Consider the following 23,002-nt stretch of genomic DNA (forward strand, 5'->3'; position numbering starts at 1 on the left):
AATGCAGCGCGCCGGCCATCGGCCGGCGCGGTCATGGGAAATGCCTGGAGGTGTCGCTAGCGCGCCTGCTGTGCGCGCCGTTGAATCGTTTCGGACGGCGATTCGGCGTATGCGCGCTTGTAGTCGGCGGAGAAGCGGCCGAAATGCGTGAAGCCCACGCCGAGGGCGATGGCGGAGACGCTGTCGCGGGTGAGGTTGGACGTCAGCTCTGCGCGCGCCTGCTCCAGGCGGAAGTGCTTGAGATAGGCGACCGGCGTGTAGCCGGTGTACTTCCGGAAGCAGTCGAACAGCTTCAGGCGAGACACACCGGCGACGGTCTCGATGTCCTCGAGATGGATGGTTTCGCGGAAATTGGTCTCGATAAACATCTTGGCCCGCATGACATATTCGGGGATCTTCGCGCCAAGCGACTTCCGGATTCGCTCGGTGTAGTTGCTGGGTTGCGCGATGAGCAGGCCTTTCAGCAAGGTTGTTTCGAAGTCGCGGCTAAACGCTGCACACCGGTAGAGCTCGCCGGCACAATCGACCTCGCTCAGATAGCTTCTGACCATGCGCCACCAGGAACCGGAGCAGCCTTCGGAGCCGCTCATGCGGGTCTCGAAAACCAGCAGCTCCCGAACCGGCGCGCCGAGCATATTGCCAAGCACCCGCTCGAGCGACGCGCGCGATACAGTGACGAGAATTTTCCTGCAGTGGCCGGACATATCCAGCTGCAAGGCCTGTTCGGGGGAGACCGCGATGCCACAATCCGCATTGGACAGGAGCATGCCGTGCGGGCCGGACAGGGCCTGTTCCCCCTCCACTGGCAGGCTGATGTTGTAGGTGGTGCACAGCTCTCCGGCTCCGACATCCACCGAGATGTCGGAGCCGTACTGCACGCAGCCTATCGTGGTCGACATGCTCCGAAGCAGGTGTCCGCCATAGCTGAAGCGGAAACGGCCCGGCGAGCCAATTCGCACGGAGTGTGGGCCGCAGAGGGCTGCGGAAAAGTTGCGGGCCGCATTGATGTCCAGCTCTCTGGCCTGAATGGTGTCGTCGACGAGATAGCGAGTATCCATGCGCTGCACTCCGTGTCGGGCGGTGAGGTGGGAGTCAATGGGAGGCGTGGCTCATGGCCCGCCAGAGCGCCTTGGTGGACTGTCGCAACGTCTCCCGTTCCGGCAGGCCGGGGCCGCCACGGCGGCACAGCGCCATCAGCCCCTGCGCGTGCGCTTCTATCAGGGTGGCACGGATGGCGCATTCCTGGTGCGGGAGCGACGGATTGATTGCGGCGATCAGGTCTAGCCAGATCTGTTGGAACTGCTTGTTGCCTTCGCCCACCAGCTCCGCCACGCCCGCGTCATGCTCGGCGAGCGCCCAGCATTCGAGCACGAAGGGCGTAACGTCGGAATCGACGACCAGGATATCGTCAAAGAACTCATCGATGATGGCGATCAGGCGTGCTTCCGGGGACTGAAGCCGATTGGTGCCGAGGCGCGAGTACCGGTCGATGTAGCGGCCGTACACCTCGCGGATGGTGGCGATCAGCAATGCATCACGGTTGACGAAATAGTGCTGCAGGGTGCTGAGACGCACGCCAACGTCAGCAGCGACGCGGTTGATGCTGTAGCCGCCATAGCCCTCGCGCGCAAATACTCGGATAGAAGCCTCGATCAGTTCCGGAACACGGGTGGCTCGGTTGCCGCGCCGTCTGGCGTGGGCTCCGCCGGCCGTTCCTTGCAGGTCCGCAGAGGTAAAGATGAGCTTTTCCATGCTGCCATCCGATGGGCATCCCGCTTCCAGGGACGTCGTGTTCAGTGGGGGCTCCTGGGATCGGAGGTCGTGCTGGCAGCAGGTTGCTACGGGCTGACAGTCAGGGGAATATTAGGTTTTTCAACCTATATTTTGCAGTGGAGTTAACCCTGTTTTGTGCTCAATAATGCCCAAATAATCGAGAATAACAGGTTGGATTACCCAAAAAGTGACATGCGCCTAACCAAGCCTGGATGGGAGAATAGCGCGAGAGATGATGACGCCCACGGCGTCGGGAGAGACCAGGGAAGAGGGACGCGGATCCCTGACTGGCTCTTTCCACTTGTACGGCACTACGGTCAGGAAAGGGAAGGCACTCCGGTCCCGCGGCCAAATATCGAACGTCGAATCGCCGCTGCGTTCTGTCTCATTGGCTATGAACGGAGCCAATTTTCGTTGCCGCCAGCGCTGCGTCCAGCGCTTCCATGAATTCGTTGAGCTTGATTGGCTTGGTAAGGTAGCGAAAGAATCCGGCTTTGATCCCTTTCTCGATGTCGCGTGGCATCGCATTTGCACTGAGGGCGATGACCGGAATGTGCGTCGTCCGCGGGTCTTCACGGAGGAACCTCAGCGCTTCGATGCCGTTGATGTCGGGCAGATGGATATCCATCACGACGACTTCCGGCAACGAAGTGCGGGCGAGTTCGACGCCGAGCGCCCCGGTCACCGCAGTCAGGAGGCGCATATCCGCTCGACGCCCGACGAGTTGCTCGACCAGTTTCAGGTTGGCTGGGTTGTCTTCCACATACAACAGGGTATATATCTCAGTACGCTTGTCTGGCTGCGCGTTGGCGGCCGCCGTGAGCACGGCGCTCTCGTCTTTCAATTCCGGCGGGCTCGCGGCACCCAGTTCCACCCAGAAGATGCTGCCCACGCCAACCGCACTTTCGGCGCCGATCGTTCCGCCCATCAGTTCAACCAGGCGCTTGACCACAACCAGCCCGATACCCGTTCCTTCCTCCGGACCAGCTTCTTGCCCAAGGCGGTTGAACGGCTGAAACAGTTGTGCCAGGCGCTCCGGGTCCATGCCCGCGCCGGTGTCGTGCACGCTAAGGCGAACGCGGTTTCCCGTGGTCACATTGCATTGCACTTCAACCGATCCTTGTTCACGGTTGTATTTGATCGCGTTAGAAAGCAGATTGAGGAGGATCTGCTTCAGCCGCGTGCGATCAGCGCGGACAAAACACGGGAAATTGAGCAATGGAAAGCGCATGCGAACACCGCGTCTCAGTGCTTGCTGCTCGATCATGCAATGGCATTCGCGTAGGGTTTCCGCCACGGATACCGGCTCTGGCGACAGCGACGCCTGCCCGGCCTCGATTTTCGCGAGATCAAGTACCTCGTTGATGAGTTCCAGCAAATGCCATCCAGCTTTCAGAATTTGATCGATGCTGGCCTGCTGCGAGGGGGGCGGTGGCGGGGAGTCTGATGCCATCAGCTGCGCGAAGCCCAGGATCGCATTCAAGGGGCTGCGCAACTCATGACTCATGCTCGAGACAAAATCGGATTTTGCACGGTTGGCGCTTTCAGCAGAAGTTTGTGCCTGCTTTTGGTCCTCAATGTCAGTTGAGGTGCCAAACCACTTAAGGATATCTCCGTTGGCGTCCTTGAACGGCAATGCACGGCAAAGAAACCATCGGTAGGCGCCATCGGCACCTCGTTTCATGCGGAACTCGATTTCAAACTCGCTGCCGGTCTTTATGGCGTCCCTCCAGCGATCAACGGCGATTTCCAGATCATCAGGGTGGTATATCTGCTCCCAACCCCAACCGGATAACTCATTGAGCACCAGACCCGTATAGGTCACTCCTTGCTGATTGACGTAGTCCACCCAACCATCCGGCCGGGCTGTCCACACGATGTGCGGTAAGGCATTCGCGATCTGCCTGAAATACCGTTCGCCATTGATCACTTCAGGCGCGGATGACGGCAGTTTTTCAATTGGTGGCGTACGCGGCTTTCGCATGGTCTGATCCCGGATCCAGCATACAAGCCCACTATATCCACGGATCGGCTGACTATCCATCGGAGGAGCAAATTATCTCAGCAGTGGATTGGGGGCCCCCAGCCGGTCGCCGATATCCAATTTCGATTGTTGTGATGCAGCGTGATAAGTGGGCCAAGGCCATCCTGCGCCTTCTGCCTCCGGCGCCGAGGCCCAGGCGATCGATGAGACCTTGGGCCGGATGCGTCGACAAACATAGGCGGCGAGGCTACTTGCGACCTATTTTGCTTGCAGTTACGAGAGGTCCGCCTTTGCTTTCTCTTTCCAGCGCCTGGTGTTTCGCGTCTGTGCGGTGCCGCACCCAAGCTATCTCATGCCCGTCATGATATGTACTGCTCTCAAAAATGACTGCAGTCGGCGGCAAACGCTACGGTCCATATTCAGCCCGTCCGTGTTTTCGTTCGCGCCGTTATGCCACGGTTTCTGCAGCCACCTGTTCCCGGATGCCCTGCACATCGCGCTCATAGGTGCGCGCCGCGACCAGATAGCCCAGCGCCGCCAGCACCGAGAATGCGGGCATGATGGCCATCGCCACGGGCAGCGTCCACAGGTCGGACAGCACCCCGGCGATGAATGGCCCTGCCGCCAGCCCGAACAGGTTCAGGAAGATGGCCAGCACCGCGCCGGCCGTGGCGCGGATGCCGGGGTGCACCACGTCGAGAACCAGGGCAACCGCGGGGCCGGCGGTGCAGGTCATGAGCAAGCCGCCCGCCGCGATCCAGGCCAGTTGCCGGCCGGGTGCCAGGGCCAGGCCGGTGCCGCCCAGCGAAGGCATGAGCATCGCCATGGAGAGCAGGCACAGCACCGCCACGGTGGTCAGCTTGTTGCGCGGGCGGTGGCGGCCCGAGCGGTCCACCACTGCGCCCCACAGCACTGCGCCCACGGCGCCGCACAGCACCACCAGTGCGGCGCTGACAGCGGCTTTTTCCGGCGGCAGTCCGCGCGTGCGGTTCAGGTAGCTGGGCAGCCAGGCCCAGACGGTGGACAGCACGATCACCTGGGCCGACGAGCCCAGGCACACCCACAGCATGGAGGGCGAGCGCGTGAGCGCCGCCACGATGGCGCGGGCGCTGCTGCCCAGGCTTTGCGTGGCCTGGTCGAGCCGTGGGCTTAGTGCCACGGTGCGGTAGTCGCGCACGAACATGTAGAGCAGCGCGAGTGCCAGCCCTGGTATGCCCACCACGCCAAATGCGGCGCGCCAACCCCAGTGCGCGGCAATGACGCCGCCCAGCATGACCCCCAGCACGGAGCCGAAAGAGCCTGCCGCGAAGAAGGCCCCCATGAGCGCGGAACGCATGCGCGCCGGAAAGTGGCTGGTCAGCAGCGCAGCGCCCACCGAGCCGTAGCCGGCCTCGCCCACGCCCACCACGGCGCGCGCGATAAGCAGCTGGCTGTAGTTGCGCGTGAACATGCAGGAGATGCAGGCCAGGCTCCACGCGGTGGCCATCACGACGATGCTCTTGACGCGGCTGCCCCGGTCGGCCCACAGCGCGATCGGCACGGCGCCCGCGGCCACGGTGACGGACACGGCGGACACCAGCGCGCCAAGCTGCTTGTCCGACAGGCCCCACTCCAGTTTCAGGTGGGGAAAGAGCGAGACGATGACTTGACGGTCGATGTAGTCCGCCAGCATCAGCGCTACCGTCATCACAAACGCGAACCACGCCTGGCGTTTGCCAAAGAGGTAGTCGTCGGGGTTGGCCCGCAGGTGGGTCGCCGTACTCAAGTCCATCGCAGTCTCCGTGGGGGCAATACCATGAATTGTTTTTTTTGCATGGCGCCCTCTCCCGCGTGCGGAAGAGGGGCTGGGCGAGTCAGGCCGGTCAGGGCACGAGGATGGTGGAGCCGACCGTCTTGCGGCCTTCCAGGGCACGGTGCGCGTTGGCCGCGTCTTCCAGCGCGAATTCCTGCTGCGGTTCGCTGACGATGCGGCCGGCGAGCACGTGCTCGAACAGCTCTCTGGCCATGTCCAGCATGTGCGGACGCGGGTTGATGTAGTGCATCATCGCGGGCCGCGTCATCCAGATGGAACCCTTTGCCGCGAGCAGTTGCGAATCGACGACCACCGGGCCCGACGAGGTGCCGTTGCTGATCAGGCTGCCGCGCGGTTGCAGGCAGTCGAGCGAGGTCATCAGCGTGTCCTTGCCCACCGAGTCGAAGACCACCTTCACGCCTTTGCCGTCGGTCAGTTCCTTTACGCGCTCCACGGTGTTTTCGCGAGAGGTCACGATGGTGTGCGTGCAGCCATTGGCTTTGGCGAGCGCGGCTTTTTCGTCGGTGCTCACGGTGCCGATCATGGTCACGCCGAGGGCGCGCGCCCACTGGCAGGCAATCAGGCCCACGCCGCCCGCGGCGGCGTGGTACAGGATGGTTTCACCGCCGTTCAGCGGGTAGACCTGGCGGAACAGGTACTGCGCCGTCATGCCCTTCATCATCAGCGTGGCGGCGCTACGATCGCTGATGCCATCGGGCAGCGGAATCAGCACGGCGGCGGGCATCACGCGCACTTCGGAATACGCGCCCTGCGGGCCGATAAGGTAGCCCACGCGGTCGCCGGGCTTGAGGTAGTCCACGCCGGGCCCCACTGCCTCGACCACACCCACGGCGTCGGAGCCCAGGCCGTTGGGCAGGTCGAGCGGGTAGCGCCCGGTGCGGAAGTAGGTGTCGATGAAGTTCAGCGCGATGAAGCTGTGGCGCACGCGTGCCTCGCCGGGACCGGGGGCGCCGACTTCGACGTTTTCAACCTTCAGCACTTCGGGGCCGCCGGTTTCGTAGAAACGTACTGCCTTGACCATGAGAATTCTCCTGACTAAGCCGAAAGCTCGGCGATGAAATCGAGTGCACGCGGCCACGGGCCAAAGCCGGACGCGGGGTTGAGGTGGCCCACCTCGCCCAGGTCCACCAGGCGGCTGCCCCAGATGCGCGCCATCTCCTCCACCTGAGCAAAGCGCGCCAGCGGGTCGTTGCGGCTGGCCGCGACGATGCTGGGGAAGGGCAGGGCCTGCATGGGCACCGGGAACCAGCCGCCGTCCCTGAGGGCGGCCAGAGGCGGGTAGCCCTCGGGCATGGGTTGGTCAAGCTCCGGCGGGGTGGCGAGCAGCGCTCCCTTCACGGGCCGCCTGGTCTGCGCTGCCCAGTGCGCGAGCATGGGGCAGCCGCCGCTGTGTGCCACGATCACGATCGGGCCGTCGATGGACTGGGCTTCGCGTTCGATGGCTTCCACGCGCGCGGCGCGGTCCAGGCCCGCGCCGGTGCGCCCCATGGGCGGCACGGTGCGTACCTTGGGCAGTTGCGCGGCCAGCAGGGTTTGCCAGTGGGCATCAACGTGGTCGCGCAGGCCGGGGACGATGAGGACAGTGGGTTGCATATTGGTTCTGCTTGATATCAAAGGCTTTCACGATCTCGCCACCGCTGCCCGGCTGTGCACAACCGGGCAGCGGTGGCGATGAGGGACAAGCGGCGTTGCCTGGCCGGTCTCCTCCGCGGCAATGTCTTACGCGGTCTTGCGCAGGAAGCCCTGCTGGCGGCCAGGGGCGTTGGGTGCAAAGCCGTTGGCGGCCAGCGTTTCTTCCACCGTGTCGTAGAACACGCCAATGCGGCAGATCTCGCGTGCCTGCCTGGCCGTGGCGATCGGGCGGCCCAGTTCGCTGGAGACGCGCACCAACTGCTCGATCTGCTTGGCGGTGCCGATCTTGGCCGTGCGGGTCTGGTTCCACAGGTTGTCTTCCGTACCGGTGCGCACGTGCAAGCCCATGGCAATGCCCATCATGTTCACGGGCAGCGTGTTGAGCACGGAGCTTTCGACCGTCAGCACCGCGCCATCCGGCACGCCGCGCACGAAGTTGGCCAGCGTGTAGACGTTGGGCGAATCCATGCCGCCGCCGATCGCCACCCAGTTCAGCACCAGCGGGCCCTTGTAGACGCCGCGGCGAATCAGGCGCTCCACGGATTCAAGGCTGTTCTGGTTGTAGCACTGGAACTCGCTCTGAATGCCCGCGGCAGTCAGGCGGCGGATATGTTCCTCGGCCCAGCCGGGCTGCGCAGGCACGGTCATTTCCTTGTAGGCGCCATAGACCACCGGGTCTTCCAGCGAACTGCCCTGCCAGTCGCGGTAGTCGAACTGCTCCAGAAAGTTCATCTGCGAGGTGTTGATCGTCACCGTCACCTGGTCGGGCTTGGGGTCGAGTTCGGCCAGCATGTGCCGCGTGTCGTCGGACAGCCACTTGGCGGCGGCGCCTTCCGATTCGGGCGCAAAGCTGATCGAGCCGCCTACCTGGATGATCATGTCCGGAACGCGGGCGCGCACGCCGGAGATCAGTTCGTTGAACTTGGACAGGCGCTTGCTGCCCTTGCCGTCCAGTTCACGCACGTGCAGGTGCAGCACCGTCGCGCCGGCGTTGTAGCAGTCCACCGCCATCTGGATCTGTTCTTCCATCGTCACCGGGATTTCGCCGGGGAAGTCCGACGGCACGTAGGAAGGCGCGTAGGGCGCGGCGGTAATGATCAGCGGTTGCATGTTCTCGGGGAACAGGTGGCCGTCGAGGAAGTTCATGGTGCTTTCTCCTGGTGTGGTCAGATCTCAGTAGGTGGGGGTGCCGACGATTCCCGCGCGTTCCATCTTGCGATGGCAGGGGGGGTAGTCCATCACCGCGTAATGCTGCGTGGAACGGTTGTCCCAGATGGCGACGTCGTTGGGCTTCCAGCGCCAGCGCACCTGGTATTCCGGAATGGCGGCCTGGCTGATGAGGTACTGGAGCAACTGCGCCGAGCCGGGCGCGAAGTCCTGCCCCACGCGCACGTTGCCGGGGGTGTGGAAATTGGTGAAATGCGTGGTAAAGCCGCACACGAACAGCACCTTCTCGCCCGTCTCGGGGTGGGTGCGCACTACGGGGTGTTCGGCGTCCGGGTACTGGGCGCGCAGCGCGTGGCGCTTTTCGATCGGCATCGCCGCGCCAAAGGTGCACTCAATGCTGTGGCGCGCGCGCAATGGAGCGATCAGGTCCTTGATGTGTTGCGGCAGCTTCTCGTAGGCCAGCGCCATGTTGGCCCACGCGGTGTCGCCGCCCACGGGCGGGCATTCGACGCAGCGCAGCACCGCGCCCATCGCAGGGGCCTCGCGCCAGGTGCCGTCGGTGTGCCATGAGTTTTCATAGCGGTCGACGGGGGTATCGGGCGACTTGTAGATGCGCACCAGGCCGGGGTTGTCCGGGTCGCTGCCGACCACGGGGTGGTCCTCCAGGTCGCCAAAGCGGCGGGCGAAGGCCACGTGCTCGGAGCGGGCGATGTCCTGGCCGCGCAGGAACAAGACCTTGTGTTTGAGCAGCGCGGCCTTGATTTCTGCAAACAGGCCGGCGTCACGGGCCGCGTCGGCCAGGCTGACGCCGGAAAGTTCAGCGCCGATGGCGCAGGTGAGTTGCTCGATGTGCACTGTTGTCTCCTTGGTGCGGGAGCGGATCGGGCGTCCCTTGTTCTATCGGTGGCAACTGTAGGAAATCCTGGCGTTTCCACCTTTTGCATTTCATGCCAAGGGTTGTACTATTTGTGCCACTCCGGGTTTTCCCCTAGGGGGTGCGGCTGGTGACTTTGCTGCGCACAGCGGCGTTGACCGGCGCCGTAATCTGCTGCAACACAGGTAATAGTCTGAAATCAAAGGCACCGGCCCGGCGCCACGCACCTGCGAGGGCCGAAGCCATAATGATGGTTCACGGCCACGGCGATATCTGATGAACCCGCTCTCCCCGAACTCCCGTTTTTTCCAGAGGCAGCCGGCACGTGCCGCCGTACTGCTCTCGATGGTGACGGCGCTGGCGCTGCCTGCGGCAGCCTTCAGCCAGGAAGTGTCCGGCAGCGACGATGCCAGCGAGGCGCTTCGCAACATCCAGAACAACTTTGCCCGCATGACGCCGCCGCCGCGCACCGTCGATTCCATCAATCAGGAATTGAAAGCGGGCGAAGTGAAGTCCCGCCCTGCCGGCATGAGCCGTCGCGGTGGGGGCAGGCGTGGGAGCAAAGCCTTGCAGGACGGCACGTTGTCCGGGGATAAAGGCCAGGCTGGCACTGACGCGCCAGCACCTGACCCACATTCCGCCCAGTCCGGTGCAGCCAGCGAAGGTGCGATGCACTAGGGTCTGTTCACCGGGACACTGCCTGCCATGGCGGCGTCCCCAAGGTCAATCACCACCGATCTAGCGCAGCGTCCAGACGGTTACCGTATTCGTGTTGTCGTTCACCGCCGCGAACTGTGACTGGCCGCCGCTGCCCCGTCCGAATGCGAGGCCGAACGCGGAGCCGGGTGCCGGATCGACTTGCATCACCGCGACGAATTGCCCTTGGGGCGTGAACTCGATGATTTCGCTCCCATGTTGCTGATTGGCGTTGATCGCGTCTCCGTTCGCCGTCACCAGATCTCCATTCGGCGCAAGCGCCAGTGCCAACGGCCCGCGAAGGTGGTCATTGTCCTGATAGATCACCGTTCCCGGTCCGTTGTCTTGCGTAAGCGCCGCAGCGTGCGAGATTGCGAACACGGCATTGTCGTTGGTCGATGCGACATAGAGCACATCGTGGGCCGCGTCATAGGCTAGTCCTGTCGGACCGACAACGAGTGCCGCGGCATCGGGCCGGTGCATGTAGCCGGACGCAATGATATGAGAGGTATTCAGAAGCGTTGCGCCGCTCGGGCCAATGTTGATATCGATCCTTGCCACGGTTCCGTTCAAGACGTTCGATACGAACGCCGTGACCTGCGACCCCTGATCGTTGATGACCGTCATGTCCCACGGACCGTCCAGGAGGTTTGGATCTTTCAGCACGCTGAAAAGCTCTCCTTGGGGAGTGATCACCAATAGCGAGCTGGTGGAACTGATGGTTGTGCCATTCGTCGTCGGAAGATTGCCGACCAGCACGAATCCGCTATTCAGTACAGCCAGTGCGGTAGTGAGCCCCAGATTCTGCCCCTGGAAAAAGGTGACTGGCTTGGCGTCGGTCACCAGCTTCACGATGGTCGTTCCCGTGCCTTGCTTGTTGGAGTGCGCATTGAAATTGGACACCACCACGTCCCCCGGCTTCAGCGCACCCCCCGACGCAACGCCGGCAGGCACGAAGGCAATGCCGTAGGGATTGAGGTCATGGTTGGTCGGAACGGTCGACGCGACCGTGGATGTCGGTGGAAGGATCGTTTCTCCACCAGCAAGGGAGGATCCCAGCGACAGTACCAGGAGGCCGACGCCACACATTACGCCGCACAGATGGCGGGGCGTGAACCGGGTTCGGGGAGGGACTGCCGCGTCGATATTCCGCGTGCGGGATTCGACGGCAGGGACGTGACGCAAGGCTTCCATTGGGCACCTCCATCTTCTGAGGAACACCCCGGCTGCGCAATGCTTCAACGCGAAAAGGCGCTCAATATAAGCGTTGCAGGCGCCTCATTTATTCCCTCAGGTGTCCACTGCGCGGCAATATCACCCACCGCTGCGCAATGGAATGTTCCCAGGGCGATAGCCACCTCCGCATAGGGGCGACTGTAAGTAATTCTAGTCGACCAGCGGCACGCCTTGCGCCGGGAGCACGCCGGGAGTACCTAATAAGCGCTGCGATACCTGCCAGCGTAACCCTGGCTATTCCAGGAACACCTAGTCCGAGTTCCGGATTTTCGCCCCCCGGGCGGTCCGGTCCAACGCGCCGCTACGATCGGGCCGCGAGTCGGGCCTGCTCAAGGAAGTCTCTGATCAGGCTGGCGCTGTGCGACGTCCTTCGCCACAGCAGGCCGAACCGGCGTGGCTCGGGTTCTGAAGGCAGATGGAGCTTTGCAATACGCAGGCTGGCAGTCAGCGGCGATGCGATGTCCGGGACCAGCGACACCCCCAGGCCACGATCCACCATCATAGCGATTGCGAGGAGCGAGCTCAGCTCGAAGCGCTCCTGTGTCGGCGTGATGCCGGCCTTGCGCAGGTAGTCGTCGGCCTGCTTGCCGCCGCCGAGGCTGCGGTCGTAGCGGATCAGTGGCCTGGTGCGCAGCAGCTCGAGCGGATCCGCTTCCCGGTCCCGCTGCGCGGCAAGGACGACCAGCGGTTCCTTGCGCAGCAGTTCCCAGGCAAAGGCTTTGGGGATGGAGTAGGGCGGGTGCAGGCAGACGGCGGCGTCAAGCTCCGCCTGCTTGACTGCGTCGTAGAGCTCGCTCGACATGGCGGACCGGATGCGGACGGACACGCCCGGATGCCTGGCCGCGAAACGCGCAAGGGCGTCCGGCAGGAGGCTGTGGAGCGCCGTGTTGATGGTGCCGATGCGCAGCTCGCGGATCTCGTCCGCCTGATTCACCCACCCTCTCAGCGCGTCGACTTCCCTGAGCAGCGAGACACAGCGCGCAGCAAGGCGGCGCCCGGACTCGGTGGGCGCCACCGTACGGCCGGCGCGTGCCAGCAACGCCGTGCCGAGTTCCCGCTCCAGTACCTGGATCTGCTGGGAAACTGCCGCAGGCGTCACGTTGAGCCGCCTCGCGGCTTCCGCCAGCGTGCCTGTTTCCACAACCAGGCTGAAAGCCTTGAGGTAGCTCGTCTCCATAGAATTTCTATTGTGCGAAGGTAGGAAAGTATAGTTTATCTCCTCTCCTGACTACGCCACACTGCATTGCCTCCTACAAGACACGGTGTTGGCCATGAGAAGCAAGTTGTTCGTCCCCGGTTCCCGCCCGGAGTTTTTTGCCAAGGCGCTCGCGAGCGGCGCGGATGCACTGTCCTTTGACCTGGAGGATGCGGTGGCTGAGGACAAGAAAGCCGAGGCCCGTGACCTGCTGTCCCGATGGCTGCGTTCCGCTGAGGCCCGCTCGACGGCAAAGACCCTGATCGTTCGCGTCAACGGCCTCGGCACCGGGCATTTCGAGGCTGACCTGGCCGCGGTGGTGGTGCCCGGCGTGCATCTGGTCAACCTGCCCAAGCCGGAGAGTGTCGGCGACGTCCGCCGCGCGGCGGCGGCGGTAGAACAGGCGGAGCGGGCCAACGGCTTCACCGCAGCGGATGCGAAGGTCCGCCTGCTGCTGAACATTGAATCGCCAGCGGCGCTGCGCTGTGCCGCCGAACTGGCCGGCGCGCATCCGCGCGTGGCGGGCCTGCAGCTGGGCCTGGGCGATCTGTTCGAGCCCGCCGGCATTCATCGGCGCAACCCGGCGGCCATCGCAGCGGCCATGTTCGCCGTACGCATGGCGGCCGCCGAAGCCAACGTCTACGCCTATGACACCGTGTTCGCCAACATTCGCGATGCCGAGGGCTTCCGTGCCGAGGCGGAGATGTCCAGGCAGATGGGCTTCCTGGGCAAGAGCTGCATCCACCCAAGCCAGATCGCGCTGGCCAACGATGTCTACCGGCCGTCCGACGACGAGATCGCGCACGCGCTGCGGGTCGTCGCGGCCGCCGCCCAGGCGCAGGCCGACGGCGTCGGCGCCTACGTCGTGGATGGGAAGATGATCGACGCTCCTTTCGTCCGGCGAGCACAGGCCACCGTCGAGATTGCCAGGCAGCTTGGACTGATCGCCGCCTGACCCCGCAGCACAGACCCACATAAAAACCAGACAGGAGACAGACCATGACGACCATACAGCCGCGTCGGGCCGCAGCATGCTTCGGGCTGATCGCCGCATTCGGCGCTTTGGTGGCAGCAGCCGACGCAGCCGCCGAGAGCCCCTATCCGTCGAGGCCTGTCACGATCATCGTGCCGTATCCGCCTGGCGGCTCGAACGATATCTTTGCCCGTATCGTGGCCAAGGAGATCGGCGAGGAGCTGAAGCAGACGGTGATCATCGACAACCGCCCCGGCGCGAGCGGCAATACGGGAACCGGCATGGTGGCCAAGGCAGCGCCGGACGGCTATACCCTGGTCGCGGTGTCGTCGAGCATGACGACCAATGCCGCGGTGCAGAGCAAGCTGCCGTACGACGCGGTCAGGAGCTTTGCGCCAGTGGCGATGCTTGCCAGGGGGCCGTTCATCGTGGCGGTCAGCAACGACTTTCCCGCCAGCACGCCGCAGGAACTGATCAGCGCGATCCGCGCCAATCCGGGCAAGTTCAATTACGCGTCTTCCGGCCCCGGCAGCGTCAACCAGTTCGGCACCGAACTGCTCAAGGCCAAGGCCGGCAAGCTGGCCATCACCCACGTACCCTACCGTGGCATGGGCCCCGCCATCACCGACCTGATCGGCAACCAGACCCAGGTGCTGATCTCGAGCGGCCCCTCGCTGCTGCCGATGGTCCGCGCCGGCAAGGTGCGGGCCGTGGGCATCACCAGTCTGAAACCAAGCCCGGTCGCGCCGGAGCTGGTGCCAATGGCGAGCGCGGTCCCCGGCTACGAGTTTGAACTCTGGTGGGGCCTGCTGGCGCCGGCAGGCACGCCGCCGGCCATCGTCGCGCGGCTGAATGCGGCGGTGAACCAGGTGCTCGCCAGGCCTGACGTCAAGGCGGCCATCCTCAGGGAAGGGGCCGAGGCGAAGCCCGTCACCCCCCAACAGTTCGCCGAGACGATCGCGGCCGACGTGGTGCGGTGGAAGGCGCTGGCCAAACAGCAGAACATTGTCGCGGACTGATCGCCTGGCTGATTCGGAGGCTGTATGCAAATCAACACCACTGCCGGGGACGCTGTCTTCGGCTCAGGCCGGGCGGGACAGCCAGGTCCACTGAGCGGCGTGCGCGTGCTTGACCTGAGCGCCTATATCGCGGGGCCGTACGGCTGCTCGCTGCTTGCCGACCAGGGCGCTGACGTGATCAAGGTCGAGCCGCCCGTGGGCGACAACCTGCGCAAGTATCCGTCGACGCTGGAGAGCGAAAGCCGGGCCTTCCTGGGCGTCAACCGAAGCAAGCTGGGCGTCGTGCTCGACCTGAAGCACCCGGCCGATCTGGAGCGGCTGCTGGCGCTGGTGCGCAACGCGGATGTGCTGGTGCATAACTTCCGCCCGAGCGTGCCGGGCCGGCTCGGCATTGGCTACGAGCAGCTCAGCCAGGTCAACCCGCGGCTGATCTACTGCGCCGTCACCGGCTACGGCGAGACGGGCCCGCTCAAGGACAAGGCCGGTTACGACCAGGTGCTGCAGACCATGACCGGCATGTGCACGCTGCAGGGCAAGCACGGCGGGCCGCCGGAGATTCTGTACGGCTCCGTGGTCGACTACTATGCCTCGGCGCTGGTCGCGGGTGCGGTGTCTTCGGCGCTCTACGAGCGTGAGAAGAGCGGGGCGGGGCAGTATGTGGGCGTGTCGCTGCTGCGCGCGGCGCTGACCATGCAGTCGGCCCGGATGGTCTGGGCCGAATCGGAGCCCAGGGAGGTCGGGCGCGACATGCGCTCCGGCGGGATCACCGGCATTCATCCGACCCGGGATGGCTACATATATATCTCGGCCAATACCCCGCATTTCTGGCGGGCGCTGTGCGAGAAGACCGGCCTGGCCGATCTGCTGTCGACCGATCGCTACGACAGCGTGCGCAAGCGCGCCGAACATCATGGGGAAATCGTGCCCCGCCTGCACGCGGCGCTGCAGGAGCGTTCGGCGCTGGAATGGGAGGCCATCTTCGGCGAGGAGGTGCCGTGCGCGGCAGCCCGCTCGGTGGAGGACATGTTCGATTTCCCCCAGGTCGCCGCGGAAGGGATGCTGGCAACGTTCGAACACCCCGTGGTTGGCCGTTATCGCGGCTTCACGCGCGCCGTGAAGTTCGGACGCACGCCCGGTCCGGAACCGTTCGCCGCCCCCGCGCTCGACCAGCACGGGGACCGGGTCCGCGCCGCGGCGGACAGGCTGGCAGGACATGGCTGACCTCCGCTACGGCGGCCCGGTCCCGCTGGTGCCGAACAGTTCGGCAAGCGGCGCGCCACGCAGCGCAGCGCTCGCCAACGCCTGCGATGCTCACCTGCATATCTACGATGCGCGCTTCGCGGCGATTGCGCCGGTGGTGGCAAACGCCACCGTGGATGACTACCGTGGCGTGCAAGGGCTGCTGGGCACGAGCCGCGCGGTCATCGTGCAGCCTCGCTGCTACGGCACGGACAACAGCGCCACGCTCGATGCGATCCGGAAGCTGGGTATCGCCCATGCGCGCGGCGTTGCGGTGGTGCGGCCGGATGTGACAGACGAGACCCTGCATGGCCTGCATGCGGGTGGGATCCGGGGCATCCGGTTCTCGCTCTACACCGAGGCTCATGCGGCGGTGAGCTTCGAGATGGTGGAAGCGCTCGCCGATCGTGTTGCCGGGTTGGGGTGGCATCTGCAATTGCATTGGACCGCGGACCAGATCGTCGCCTACGGCGATTTGCTGGCACGCCTGCGCACGCCGCTGGTGTTCGACCACCTGGGCCGCCTGCCGCTGCCCGGCGGAACGGGGCACGCTGCGTTCTCAGTCATCTCCGGCCTGCTGGCGCGCGGCAACGCGTGGCTGAAGCTGTCCGGCGCATATCTGGATTCCATCGTCGGCGCCGCCGGGCGCTATGCGGACATCGACCCGGTGGCGATGGCATGGGTGCGCACCGCGCCGGAACGGCTGGTATGGGGCAGTGACTGGCCCCATAGCACGGAGACCCGCTTCAAGCCGGACGATGCCTTGCTGTACGACCTGCTGGCCCGCTGGACCGGCACCGAGGCGCTCCGGCGCCGCATCCTGGTGGACAACCCTGCCTTGCTGTACGGATTCGAGACCGCATAGCCGGCCCGAACCAAATAGAAAATCGGAGACAACATGAAAATCATTCTGCAGCGTCTTGGCAAAAGCCTGGCGATTCTGGCGGCGGCGGTGCCGCTCGGCGCCTTCGCGTTCCCCGACAAGCCGATCCGCATGGTGGTGCCCTATTCGGCGGGCGGCGGTGCCGATAACACGGCGCGGGTCGTGGCCCAGAAAATGGGAGAGATCCTTGGCCAGACCGTGGTCATCGACAACAAGCCGGGCGCCGGCGGCGTCATCGGCGCCGACGCAGTGGCCAAGGCTGCCCCGGATGGCTATACGGTGCTGTACGATGCCTCGGCGTTCGCGGTCAACGGCGCGCTGCGCAAGCTGCCGTTCGACCCGAGCACGGATTTCATTCCGATCTCGCTGGTGGCCACGGCGCCGCAGATTCTTGTGGTCGCGGCGAACGCGCCTTACAAGACCGTTGCCGACTTCATCGGCTCGGCCAGGAAGTCGCCGGGCAAGCTGACCTATGCCTCCGCCGGCGCTGGCACCGGCTCGCATCTGGCTGCGGAGATGTTCAATGAGCAGGCCAGGATCGAATTGCTCCATGTTCCGTACAAAGGCGGCGCGCCGGCACTGACCGACGTGATGGGCGGGCAGGTCGCGGCCTATTTCGGCAATACGGCATCGACGCTGCAATACGTGACCGGGGGCAAGCTGCGCGCGCTGGCGGTGACGTCCAGGACGCGCATGAAGGCCTTGCCCAATACGCCGACCCTGGCCGAGAGCGGCATGCCCGACTATGAAGTGCTTGAGTGGAACGGCGTGTTCCTGCCCAGGGGGACCGCACCGGATCGCGTGCAGGCAATTGCCGGCGCCGTACAGAAGGCGGTGGCCGATCCGGGGGTGCGCGCCAGGCTGCAGCAAGCCGGACTCGATCCGGTCGGCAACACGCCGCAAGCGTTCAGGAGCTTCCTGCAGGCCGAGTCGGCGCGCTGGCACGCCCTGGTCAAGGCACGTGGCGTCCGCGTTGAATAACGCGCCGCTGCCATTCAGCACCTGGTGGGTGAAGGGCGGCAGTTCGAGCAGGGCCGTGCCGACGCGCCACAGCGCTCAGTCAGCGCACCGTTGAATGAACTGCGTGATGGCAGGCAGGATGGATTGCCGGAATCCCTGGCCGGCGAAGGTGCCGTAGTGACCCACGCCGTCAACGACCAGGTGTTCTCTCCGGTCGGCGGCAAGGCCCGCGCAGAGTGCGTGAGCTGCCTGGGTCTGACCGCGGCCGGTGATGTCGTCGTCGCCGCCTTCGATGGTCAGCAATGAAACGTTCGTAATAGCCTCGGGACAGATACGGCGCTGGCCGACTTCCATGCTGCCGCGGCACAGGTGATGCTCCAGGAAAACCTTCTGGATGGTTTCCAGGTAGTACTCGGCCGGCACGTCGAGCACGGCGTTGTACTCGTCATAGAACTGGCGATGCCTGGCAGCCTCGCCCTGCCTGCCATCGACCAGGTGGCGGTAGAAGTCGAGGTGCGCGCCGGCGTGGCGTGCGACGTTCATCGATACGAAGCCGGCAAGCTGGAGGAAGCCCGGATAAACCTGGCGGCCTTTTCCCGGGTAGCCGACAGGTACCTGCTCGATGACGTTCGCCTCGAACCATGCCAGCGAATGCTGTCGGGCAAACCGGTTGACTGCCGTCGGGCTGACGCGGGTGTCGATTGGCGCGGCGATGAGGGTCATGGAGCGGGGCTGCAGCTGCTCGTCGTCTTCGGCCATCTGGGCGACCGCGCAAAGCACCGGGACCCCCGGCTGGCAAACCGCCACGATATGCGTGCCGGTGCCGAGGTATCGCAAGAATTTCTTCAGGTAATCGGCATAGCTGCCAAGGTCGAAGTGCCCGGCGTCAAGCGGGACCAGGCGCGCATCGGACCAGTCGGTGATGTAGACATCGTGCCCGGGCAGCAATGCCTCGACCGTTGGGCGCAGGAGGGTGGCGTAGTGGCCCGAGAGCGGCGCCACGAGCAACACCCGGGGACCAGGGTCGGGCATATCCTTCCTGAAATGCAGCAGCCGGCAGAAGGGCTCTTCGACAAGCGCGGTCTCGGTGACGGCGACCCGTTGCCCGCCTGCGATGACCTCGTTGATCCCAAAGCGAGGTTTGCCGTAGGCCTTGGTCAGCCGCGTGAACAGTTCAAGCACGGCGTCGGCCTCGCGGATGCCCGGAAGCCAGGCGAGGGACTCGCCCCAGAAACTGACTGCACGGGAACCTGCCTCGATGATTGCCTCGAGCGGTCCAAGGGATTGCAGCGTGAGTTCCCGCAGAGCATAGAGTGCCATGGCGATTCCCGCCTCTTGAATCGGGTTGTGGAGTGTTGTCTTCGCGCAGGAACGTGCTGCGCGACGCGGGCTTCAGCGCGGATGGCGTGCCCGACAGCCGCATGGCCGGCATCGCGCAGGCTGGGTGGGCGGGCGACAGGCTTCTGCCACGGATCCGCCTGCGCGACGGTGGCGCTGGTGCACTGAGAAGTGCTGCGCGCGGCTCAGGTGTCTTCGATGTCGAATCGACTGACTGCGGGAAGCGCCGGACTTGCCGTTGCGGCCTGACAGATGCGCGCGAGCCTGGTCGCACGCGGATCGGCTGGAATACTGCATGACGCCCCCTACCACCCAAAGCCACCGGCATTGCATCGCAATGCCGGCAGAACACCCTGCAATCAAGTTACACGATTTACATTTGGTAACACATGCGATCTAACCCTATTGCAACGTTTTGCATGGTTTCTTCGCAATGAAGAGGGCAGAGGCAAGGCGTTCGATGCAAATATTGGGCGATTTTCTGGTGGAATGTGATCTTCTGATTCCAGCAAGCCAAATGCGGTCTGGCTATCTGCGGTGCTATTTGTAAGCCTTTGCAAGTTACGCTCGGACAGGCAGGGCTCGAAGCCTCTCACTCTCTACCCAGAAATCCCATCCCCCGACGCCAGCGTCAACACTGCATCGCGCTTTTCCAGCAAGTGCCGCTTCAATACGGCCGCCAGCTTCTTGCCGTCCCGGGCTTCCAGGGCCTTGATCATGTCTTCGTGATCATCGACGGCCTCGTCCCACTTGCCGCTTTGCTGGTTGGAACGAAAACGCATTGCCTGCAGGCGCCGGTTGATCGACTGATAGGCCTGGCGCAACGCCGAATTGCGTGCGGCTTCGTTGATGCGGTCGTGTATCTCCTGGTTGCGGCTGTAGTAGCCAGGCAGATCGTTGTGCGTGCGGCAGACCAGCATCGCATAGTGCAGCGCCTTGATCTGCGCCAGCTCGGCGGGGGTGATGCGCTCGCAGGCCAGTTCGCCCGAGAACGCTTCCAGGCCGCTCATCAGCTCAAAGTTCTCCCGGATCTCGGACTCGCTCATCTGGGAGATGCTTGCGCCGCGGTTGGGCGAGAGATCGATCAGGCCCTCTGCCGCCAGCACCTTGAACGCCTCGCGCAGGGGTGTCCGGGAGATGCCCAGGGTCTCGCAAAGCTCACGCTCATTGAGCTTGGTGCCAGGAGCGAGGACGCCTTCGACGATGCATTGCCGCAGGTGCCCGACCACCGTGTCATGCAGGCGCGGACGCGCCAGGCGCGGCAGCGACGGGCCCGTGGCGGGGCGTGCAACTGCCTCTTCCATAAGTGAATTTTGCATTCAATGTCCTCTATACGCGTTGCGGAGGATTCTACTGCATCTTCATTCTTCGCTCAAAACGTCGGGTATACACCGAGATTTCAGGCCAAATTCCGGCTTGGATCCAGGTTTTTCGTCTGCTATAGTCGATTGCATTCAAAATTCATTATTCAACAAGGAGGCATCGCTCCCATGATTCACCTCGACTTTCACCCCGCTGGCCGCCACTTCCTGCAGATTCCCGGACCGAGCCCGGTCCCCGACCGCATCCTGCGCGCGATGAGCTATCCGACCATCGACCACCGCGGTCCCGAGTTCGGCGCGCTGGGCCGCAAGGTGCTGGCGGACATCAAGCAGATCTTCAAGACCCGGCACCCGGTGATCATCTATCCCGCTTCCGGCACGGGCGCGTGGGAAGCGGCGCTGACCAACACGCTCAGCCCGGGCGACCACGTGCTGATGTTCGAGACGGGTCACTTCGCCACGCTGTGGAAGAAGATGGCCGAAGCGCTCGGCCTGAAGCCGGAGTTCCTGGGCCTGCCTGGCATTGAAGGGTGGCGCCGCGGGGTGCAGGCGGACATGATCGAAGCGCGATTGCGCCAGGACACCGGCCACGCGATCAAGGCCGTGTGCGTGGTGCACAACGAGACCTCGACGGGGGTCACGTCGGATATCGCTTCGGTGCGCCGGGCCATCGATGCCGCCGGCCACCCGGCGCTGCTGCTGGTGGATACGATCTCGGGGCTGGCCTCGGCCGACTATCGCCATGACGAGTGGGGCGTGGACGTGACCGTGTCGGGCTCGCAGAAGGGCCTGATGCTGCCGCCGGGAATCAGCTTCAATGCGCTCTCGCCCAAGGCGATCGCTGCCAGCCAGACGGCAAGACTGCCGCGCGCGTTCTGGGGCTGGGCGGAGATCATCGAGGCCAACCAGAACGGCTACTGGCCCTACACGCCGAATACCAACCTGCTGTACGGCCTGTCCGAGGCGCTCGACATGATCCTCGGCGAGGGCCTGGACAATGTCTTCGCCCGGCATCAGCGCCTGGCGGAAGCGACGCGCCGTGCCGTGCGCGCCTGGGGGCTGGAGATCCAGTGCGCCGATCCCGCCGTGTACAGCCCGGTGCTGACCGGCGTGATGATGCCCGACGGCTTCGATGCCGATGCGGTGCGCAAGATCATCTATGCGCGCTTCGACATGTCGCTGGGGCAGGCGCTGGGCAAGATGCGCGGACGCATGTTCCGCATCGGCCATCTCGGCGATTGCAACGACCTGACCCTGATGGCGACCCTCGCCGGTTGCGAGATGGGACTGAAGCTGGCGGGCGTGCCGGTGGCCGGCAGCGGGATTGTTGCGGCCATGGACTACCTGGCATCGCACGCGGACATGCCCGTTCTCAAGGCCGCCGCCTGAGCGGCAGCCAGTAAAGGCCGGCGCGCGGAGGACGCGCAGCCGGCTTTCCAGTCACGTCGGAGCGTCACAAGAGCATGCCATCACCGCGCAGGGGATCGGCAGGGCGGCAGCCGCCTTCGCATCTTGCTGGCCTCCACCAGTGTTCGCCCAAGCCGGACCCAGAGCCGGCGGCGATCTGAAGTCATCGGCGCCAACGCCAGTCGGCGCCGGAACCAGCAGTCCGGAGACAAGTCATGAAGCGCTTTCGTGCGACCAGCATTGTGCTGGTGATGCTATGCATCATGTATTTCATCACCTATCTAGACCGTGTCAATGTGAGCACGGCCGCGGCGGGTTTTGGCCAGGAGTTCAACCTCAGCAAGACCGAGATCGGCCTTGTCTTTTCCGCGTTCGCGTACCCCTACCTGGTGTTCCAGATCATCGGCGGGTGGGTCAGCGACCGCTTCGGCGCCAGGCGCACGCTGCTGGTCTGCGGCGTGCTCTGGGCCATTGCCACGTTCCTGACCGGCATGGCCGGTGGCCTGGTCTCGCTGCTGGCGGCACGCCTGTTGCTCGGCCTTGGCGAAGGCGCCACCTTTCCCGCGGCCACCGCGGCGATGTCGCGATGGGTCGCCAGGGAAAAACGCGGCTTTGCACAAGGCATCACCCACGCCTGCGCACGGGTCGGCAATGCCGTGGCCCCGGCCGCGGTGGTGGCGATCATGGCCGTGTACGGGTGGCGCGAGTCGTTCTACATCTGCGGCGTGATCAGCCTGGTCTGGGTGGCGCTGTGGGCGTGGAGCTTTACCGAGCATCCCAAGGACCATCCGCGCATCACCAGGGATGAGCTGGATGCACTGCCGACGCCGAAGCCGAAGACCGCAAACGTGCCGTGGCGCCGCCTGTTCAGGCGCATGGCGCCGGTTACCGTGGTGTACTTCTGCTACGGCTGGACGCTGTGGCTGTTCCTGAGCTGGATTCCGCAGTACTTCCTGCACAGCTACTCGCTGGACCTGAAGAAGTCCGCCGTGTTCGCGTCCGCGGTGTTCTTTGCCGGCGTTGTCGGCGACACCCTCGGTGGCATGGTGACGGACAAGATCTACCACAAGACGGGTTGCCTGAAGCGTGCGCGCAGCTGGATGGTCGCGGTCTGCATGCTGCTCACCATGCTGTCGCTGCTGCCGATGCTGTTCACGCACGACCTGTACGTGTCGATGGCGTGCCTCGCCTTTGGCTTCTTCTTTGCCGAGATGACCATCGGTCCGATGTGGGCGATCCCCATGGACATTGCCCCGGAGCATGCCGGCACGGCGAGCGGCATGATGAATTCCGGGTCGGCGCTGGCGGCCATCATCTCGCCGGTCCTGTCGGGCTATCTGATCGACCGCTTCGGCAGCTGGGAACTGCCTTTTATCGGCAGCATGGTGCTGATGGCGCTGGGCGTGATGCTCGCCTTCCGGATGCAGCCGGAAAGCCGTTTCGAGACCGATGCGGCCGGTGCGCCGGTTGCTTCGCGCTCGCATGCCTGAA

Annotated in this window: 20 protein-coding genes; 8 read left to right on the forward strand and 12 right to left on the reverse strand. The window is 64.4% G+C overall.

Features of this window, described 5'->3' with window-relative positions; genetic code table 11:
• Positions 1–56: 56 nt before the first annotated feature.
• From ACZ5MJ_RS30010 to ACZ5MJ_RS30045, 8 genes are all read right to left on the reverse strand, one after another.
• A complete protein-coding gene (locus ACZ5MJ_RS30010) occupies positions 57–1,058 on the reverse strand; it encodes an AraC family transcriptional regulator (RefSeq protein ID WP_464224644.1) in 1,002 nt (333 codons plus the stop codon).
• A gap of 34 nt (positions 1,059–1,092) precedes the next feature.
• Complete coding sequence (locus ACZ5MJ_RS30015) at positions 1,093–1,752, reverse strand: TetR/AcrR family transcriptional regulator (protein ID WP_464224645.1); 660 nt, start codon at positions 1,750–1,752, stop codon at positions 1,093–1,095.
• A 406-nt stretch (positions 1,753–2,158) separates the two neighbouring features.
• Positions 2,159–3,757, reverse strand: a complete 1,599-nt coding sequence (locus tag ACZ5MJ_RS30020) for a hybrid sensor histidine kinase/response regulator (protein ID WP_464224646.1) — start codon at positions 3,755–3,757, stop codon at positions 2,159–2,161.
• Between the two features lie 448 nt (positions 3,758–4,205).
• Positions 4,206–5,528, reverse strand: coding sequence for an MFS transporter (locus tag ACZ5MJ_RS30025; RefSeq protein WP_464224647.1), 1,323 nt, complete (start codon positions 5,526–5,528; stop codon positions 4,206–4,208).
• Positions 5,529–5,619: 91 nt separating this feature from the next.
• Positions 5,620–6,591 carry a quinone oxidoreductase family protein gene (locus tag ACZ5MJ_RS30030; protein WP_464224648.1) on the reverse strand — a complete coding sequence of 324 codons (972 nt, stop codon included), beginning with the start codon at positions 6,589–6,591 and terminating at the stop codon, positions 5,620–5,622.
• A gap of 14 nt (positions 6,592–6,605) precedes the next feature.
• Positions 6,606–7,163, reverse strand: coding sequence for an RBBP9/YdeN family alpha/beta hydrolase (locus ACZ5MJ_RS30035; protein ID WP_464224649.1), 558 nt, complete (start codon positions 7,161–7,163; stop codon positions 6,606–6,608).
• Between the two features lie 126 nt (positions 7,164–7,289).
• Positions 7,290–8,348: a beta-keto acid cleavage family enzyme gene (locus ACZ5MJ_RS30040; protein WP_464224650.1), complete on the reverse strand. Its 1,059-nt coding sequence runs from the start codon at positions 8,346–8,348 to the stop codon at positions 7,290–7,292.
• Between the two features lie 27 nt (positions 8,349–8,375).
• Positions 8,376–9,224: a TauD/TfdA dioxygenase family protein gene (locus tag ACZ5MJ_RS30045; protein ID WP_464224651.1), complete on the reverse strand. Its 849-nt coding sequence runs from the start codon at positions 9,222–9,224 to the stop codon at positions 8,376–8,378.
• Between the two features lie 295 nt (positions 9,225–9,519).
• On the opposite strand from ACZ5MJ_RS30045, the gene ACZ5MJ_RS30050 reads away from it, so the two are divergent.
• Positions 9,520–9,921 carry a hypothetical protein gene (locus ACZ5MJ_RS30050; RefSeq protein ID WP_464224653.1) on the forward strand — a complete coding sequence of 134 codons (402 nt, stop codon included), beginning with the start codon at positions 9,520–9,522 and terminating at the stop codon, positions 9,919–9,921.
• 60 nt (positions 9,922–9,981) lie between these two features.
• Here the strand turns inward: ACZ5MJ_RS30050 and ACZ5MJ_RS30055 are convergent, their stop codons facing one another.
• Together ACZ5MJ_RS30055 and ACZ5MJ_RS30060 are read right to left on the reverse strand one after the other, a co-directional pair.
• Positions 9,982–11,133: a hypothetical protein gene (locus ACZ5MJ_RS30055; RefSeq protein WP_464224654.1), complete on the reverse strand. Its 1,152-nt coding sequence runs from the start codon at positions 11,131–11,133 to the stop codon at positions 9,982–9,984.
• Positions 11,134–11,476: 343 nt separating this feature from the next.
• Positions 11,477–12,352, reverse strand: a complete 876-nt coding sequence (locus ACZ5MJ_RS30060; protein WP_464224655.1) for a LysR substrate-binding domain-containing protein — start codon at positions 12,350–12,352, stop codon at positions 11,477–11,479.
• A gap of 94 nt (positions 12,353–12,446) precedes the next feature.
• Between ACZ5MJ_RS30060 and ACZ5MJ_RS30065 the strand changes: the two genes are divergently transcribed.
• From ACZ5MJ_RS30065 to ACZ5MJ_RS30085, 5 genes are read left to right on the forward strand one after another with little or no spacing between them, the layout of a single operon-like run.
• Positions 12,447–13,325: an HpcH/HpaI aldolase/citrate lyase family protein gene (locus ACZ5MJ_RS30065; RefSeq protein ID WP_464224657.1), complete on the forward strand. Its 879-nt coding sequence runs from the start codon at positions 12,447–12,449 to the stop codon at positions 13,323–13,325.
• Positions 13,326–13,369: 44 nt separating this feature from the next.
• On the forward strand, positions 13,370–14,362 hold the full coding sequence (locus ACZ5MJ_RS30070; RefSeq protein WP_464224658.1) for a tripartite tricarboxylate transporter substrate binding protein: 993 nt from the start codon (positions 13,370–13,372) through the stop codon (positions 14,360–14,362).
• A 24-nt stretch (positions 14,363–14,386) separates the two neighbouring features.
• A complete protein-coding gene (locus ACZ5MJ_RS30075) occupies positions 14,387–15,583 on the forward strand; it encodes a CaiB/BaiF CoA transferase family protein (RefSeq protein ID WP_464224659.1) in 1,197 nt (398 codons plus the stop codon).
• Complete coding sequence (locus ACZ5MJ_RS30080; RefSeq protein WP_464224660.1) at positions 15,576–16,466, forward strand: amidohydrolase family protein; 891 nt, start codon at positions 15,576–15,578, stop codon at positions 16,464–16,466. Before ACZ5MJ_RS30075 ends, ACZ5MJ_RS30080 begins: the two co-directional genes overlap by 8 nt.
• A 33-nt stretch (positions 16,467–16,499) precedes the next feature.
• A complete protein-coding gene (locus ACZ5MJ_RS30085; RefSeq protein WP_464224662.1) occupies positions 16,500–17,465 on the forward strand; it encodes a tripartite tricarboxylate transporter substrate binding protein in 966 nt (321 codons plus the stop codon).
• Positions 17,466–17,540: 75 nt separating this feature from the next.
• Here ACZ5MJ_RS30085 and ACZ5MJ_RS30090 read toward each other — a convergent pair whose 3' ends face one another.
• Together ACZ5MJ_RS30090 and ACZ5MJ_RS30095 are read right to left on the reverse strand one after the other, a co-directional pair.
• Positions 17,541–18,764, reverse strand: a complete 1,224-nt coding sequence (locus ACZ5MJ_RS30090; RefSeq protein ID WP_464224663.1) for a polyhydroxyalkanoate depolymerase — start codon at positions 18,762–18,764, stop codon at positions 17,541–17,543.
• 617 nt (positions 18,765–19,381) lie between these two features.
• Positions 19,382–20,101, reverse strand: coding sequence for a GntR family transcriptional regulator (locus ACZ5MJ_RS30095; RefSeq protein ID WP_464224664.1), 720 nt, complete (start codon positions 20,099–20,101; stop codon positions 19,382–19,384).
• Positions 20,102–20,272: 171 nt separating this feature from the next.
• Here ACZ5MJ_RS30095 and ACZ5MJ_RS30100 point away from each other — a divergent pair, with 171 nt between their 5' ends.
• Positions 20,273–21,493, forward strand: a complete 1,221-nt coding sequence (locus ACZ5MJ_RS30100) for a pyridoxal-phosphate-dependent aminotransferase family protein (RefSeq protein WP_464224665.1) — start codon at positions 20,273–20,275, stop codon at positions 21,491–21,493.
• 233 nt (positions 21,494–21,726) lie between these two features.
• Entirely contained in the window at positions 21,727–23,001 is a 1,275-nt protein-coding gene (locus tag ACZ5MJ_RS30105) for an MFS transporter (RefSeq protein ID WP_464224666.1), read from the forward strand.
• The last annotated feature ends 1 nt before the right edge of the window (position 23,002 follow it).

The organism is Cupriavidus sp. LA-1 (assembly GCF_055385985.1).

Coding starts and splice junctions, on each gene's coding strand:
- ACZ5MJ_RS30090 (WP_464224663.1), bottom strand. CDS start 18,764: ATGGCACTCTATGCTCTGCGGGAACTCACGCTGCAATCCCTTGGACCG.
- ACZ5MJ_RS30080 (WP_464224660.1), top strand. CDS start 15,576: ATGGCTGACCTCCGCTACGGCGGCCCGGTCCCGCTGGTGCCGAACAGT.
- ACZ5MJ_RS30050 (WP_464224653.1), top strand. CDS start 9,520: ATGAACCCGCTCTCCCCGAACTCCCGTTTTTTCCAGAGGCAGCCGGCA.
- ACZ5MJ_RS30075 (WP_464224659.1), top strand. CDS start 14,387: ATGCAAATCAACACCACTGCCGGGGACGCTGTCTTCGGCTCAGGCCGG.
- ACZ5MJ_RS30025 (WP_464224647.1), bottom strand. CDS start 5,528: ATGGACTTGAGTACGGCGACCCACCTGCGGGCCAACCCCGACGACTAC.
- ACZ5MJ_RS30105 (WP_464224666.1), top strand. CDS start 21,727: ATGAAGCGCTTTCGTGCGACCAGCATTGTGCTGGTGATGCTATGCATC.
- ACZ5MJ_RS30035 (WP_464224649.1), bottom strand. CDS start 7,163: ATGCAACCCACTGTCCTCATCGTCCCCGGCCTGCGCGACCACGTTGAT.
- ACZ5MJ_RS30010 (WP_464224644.1), bottom strand. CDS start 1,058: ATGGATACTCGCTATCTCGTCGACGACACCATTCAGGCCAGAGAGCTG.
- ACZ5MJ_RS30060 (WP_464224655.1), bottom strand. CDS start 12,352: ATGGAGACGAGCTACCTCAAGGCTTTCAGCCTGGTTGTGGAAACAGGC.
- ACZ5MJ_RS30040 (WP_464224650.1), bottom strand. CDS start 8,348: ATGAACTTCCTCGACGGCCACCTGTTCCCCGAGAACATGCAACCGCTG.
- ACZ5MJ_RS30065 (WP_464224657.1), top strand. CDS start 12,447: ATGAGAAGCAAGTTGTTCGTCCCCGGTTCCCGCCCGGAGTTTTTTGCC.
- ACZ5MJ_RS30070 (WP_464224658.1), top strand. CDS start 13,370: ATGACGACCATACAGCCGCGTCGGGCCGCAGCATGCTTCGGGCTGATC.
- ACZ5MJ_RS30030 (WP_464224648.1), bottom strand. CDS start 6,591: ATGGTCAAGGCAGTACGTTTCTACGAAACCGGCGGCCCCGAAGTGCTG.
- ACZ5MJ_RS30055 (WP_464224654.1), bottom strand. CDS start 11,133: ATGGAAGCCTTGCGTCACGTCCCTGCCGTCGAATCCCGCACGCGGAAT.
- ACZ5MJ_RS30095 (WP_464224664.1), bottom strand. CDS start 20,101: ATGCAAAATTCACTTATGGAAGAGGCAGTTGCACGCCCCGCCACGGGC.
- ACZ5MJ_RS30100 (WP_464224665.1), top strand. CDS start 20,273: ATGATTCACCTCGACTTTCACCCCGCTGGCCGCCACTTCCTGCAGATT.
- ACZ5MJ_RS30015 (WP_464224645.1), bottom strand. CDS start 1,752: ATGGAAAAGCTCATCTTTACCTCTGCGGACCTGCAAGGAACGGCCGGC.
- ACZ5MJ_RS30020 (WP_464224646.1), bottom strand. CDS start 3,757: ATGCGAAAGCCGCGTACGCCACCAATTGAAAAACTGCCGTCATCCGCG.
- ACZ5MJ_RS30085 (WP_464224662.1), top strand. CDS start 16,500: ATGAAAATCATTCTGCAGCGTCTTGGCAAAAGCCTGGCGATTCTGGCG.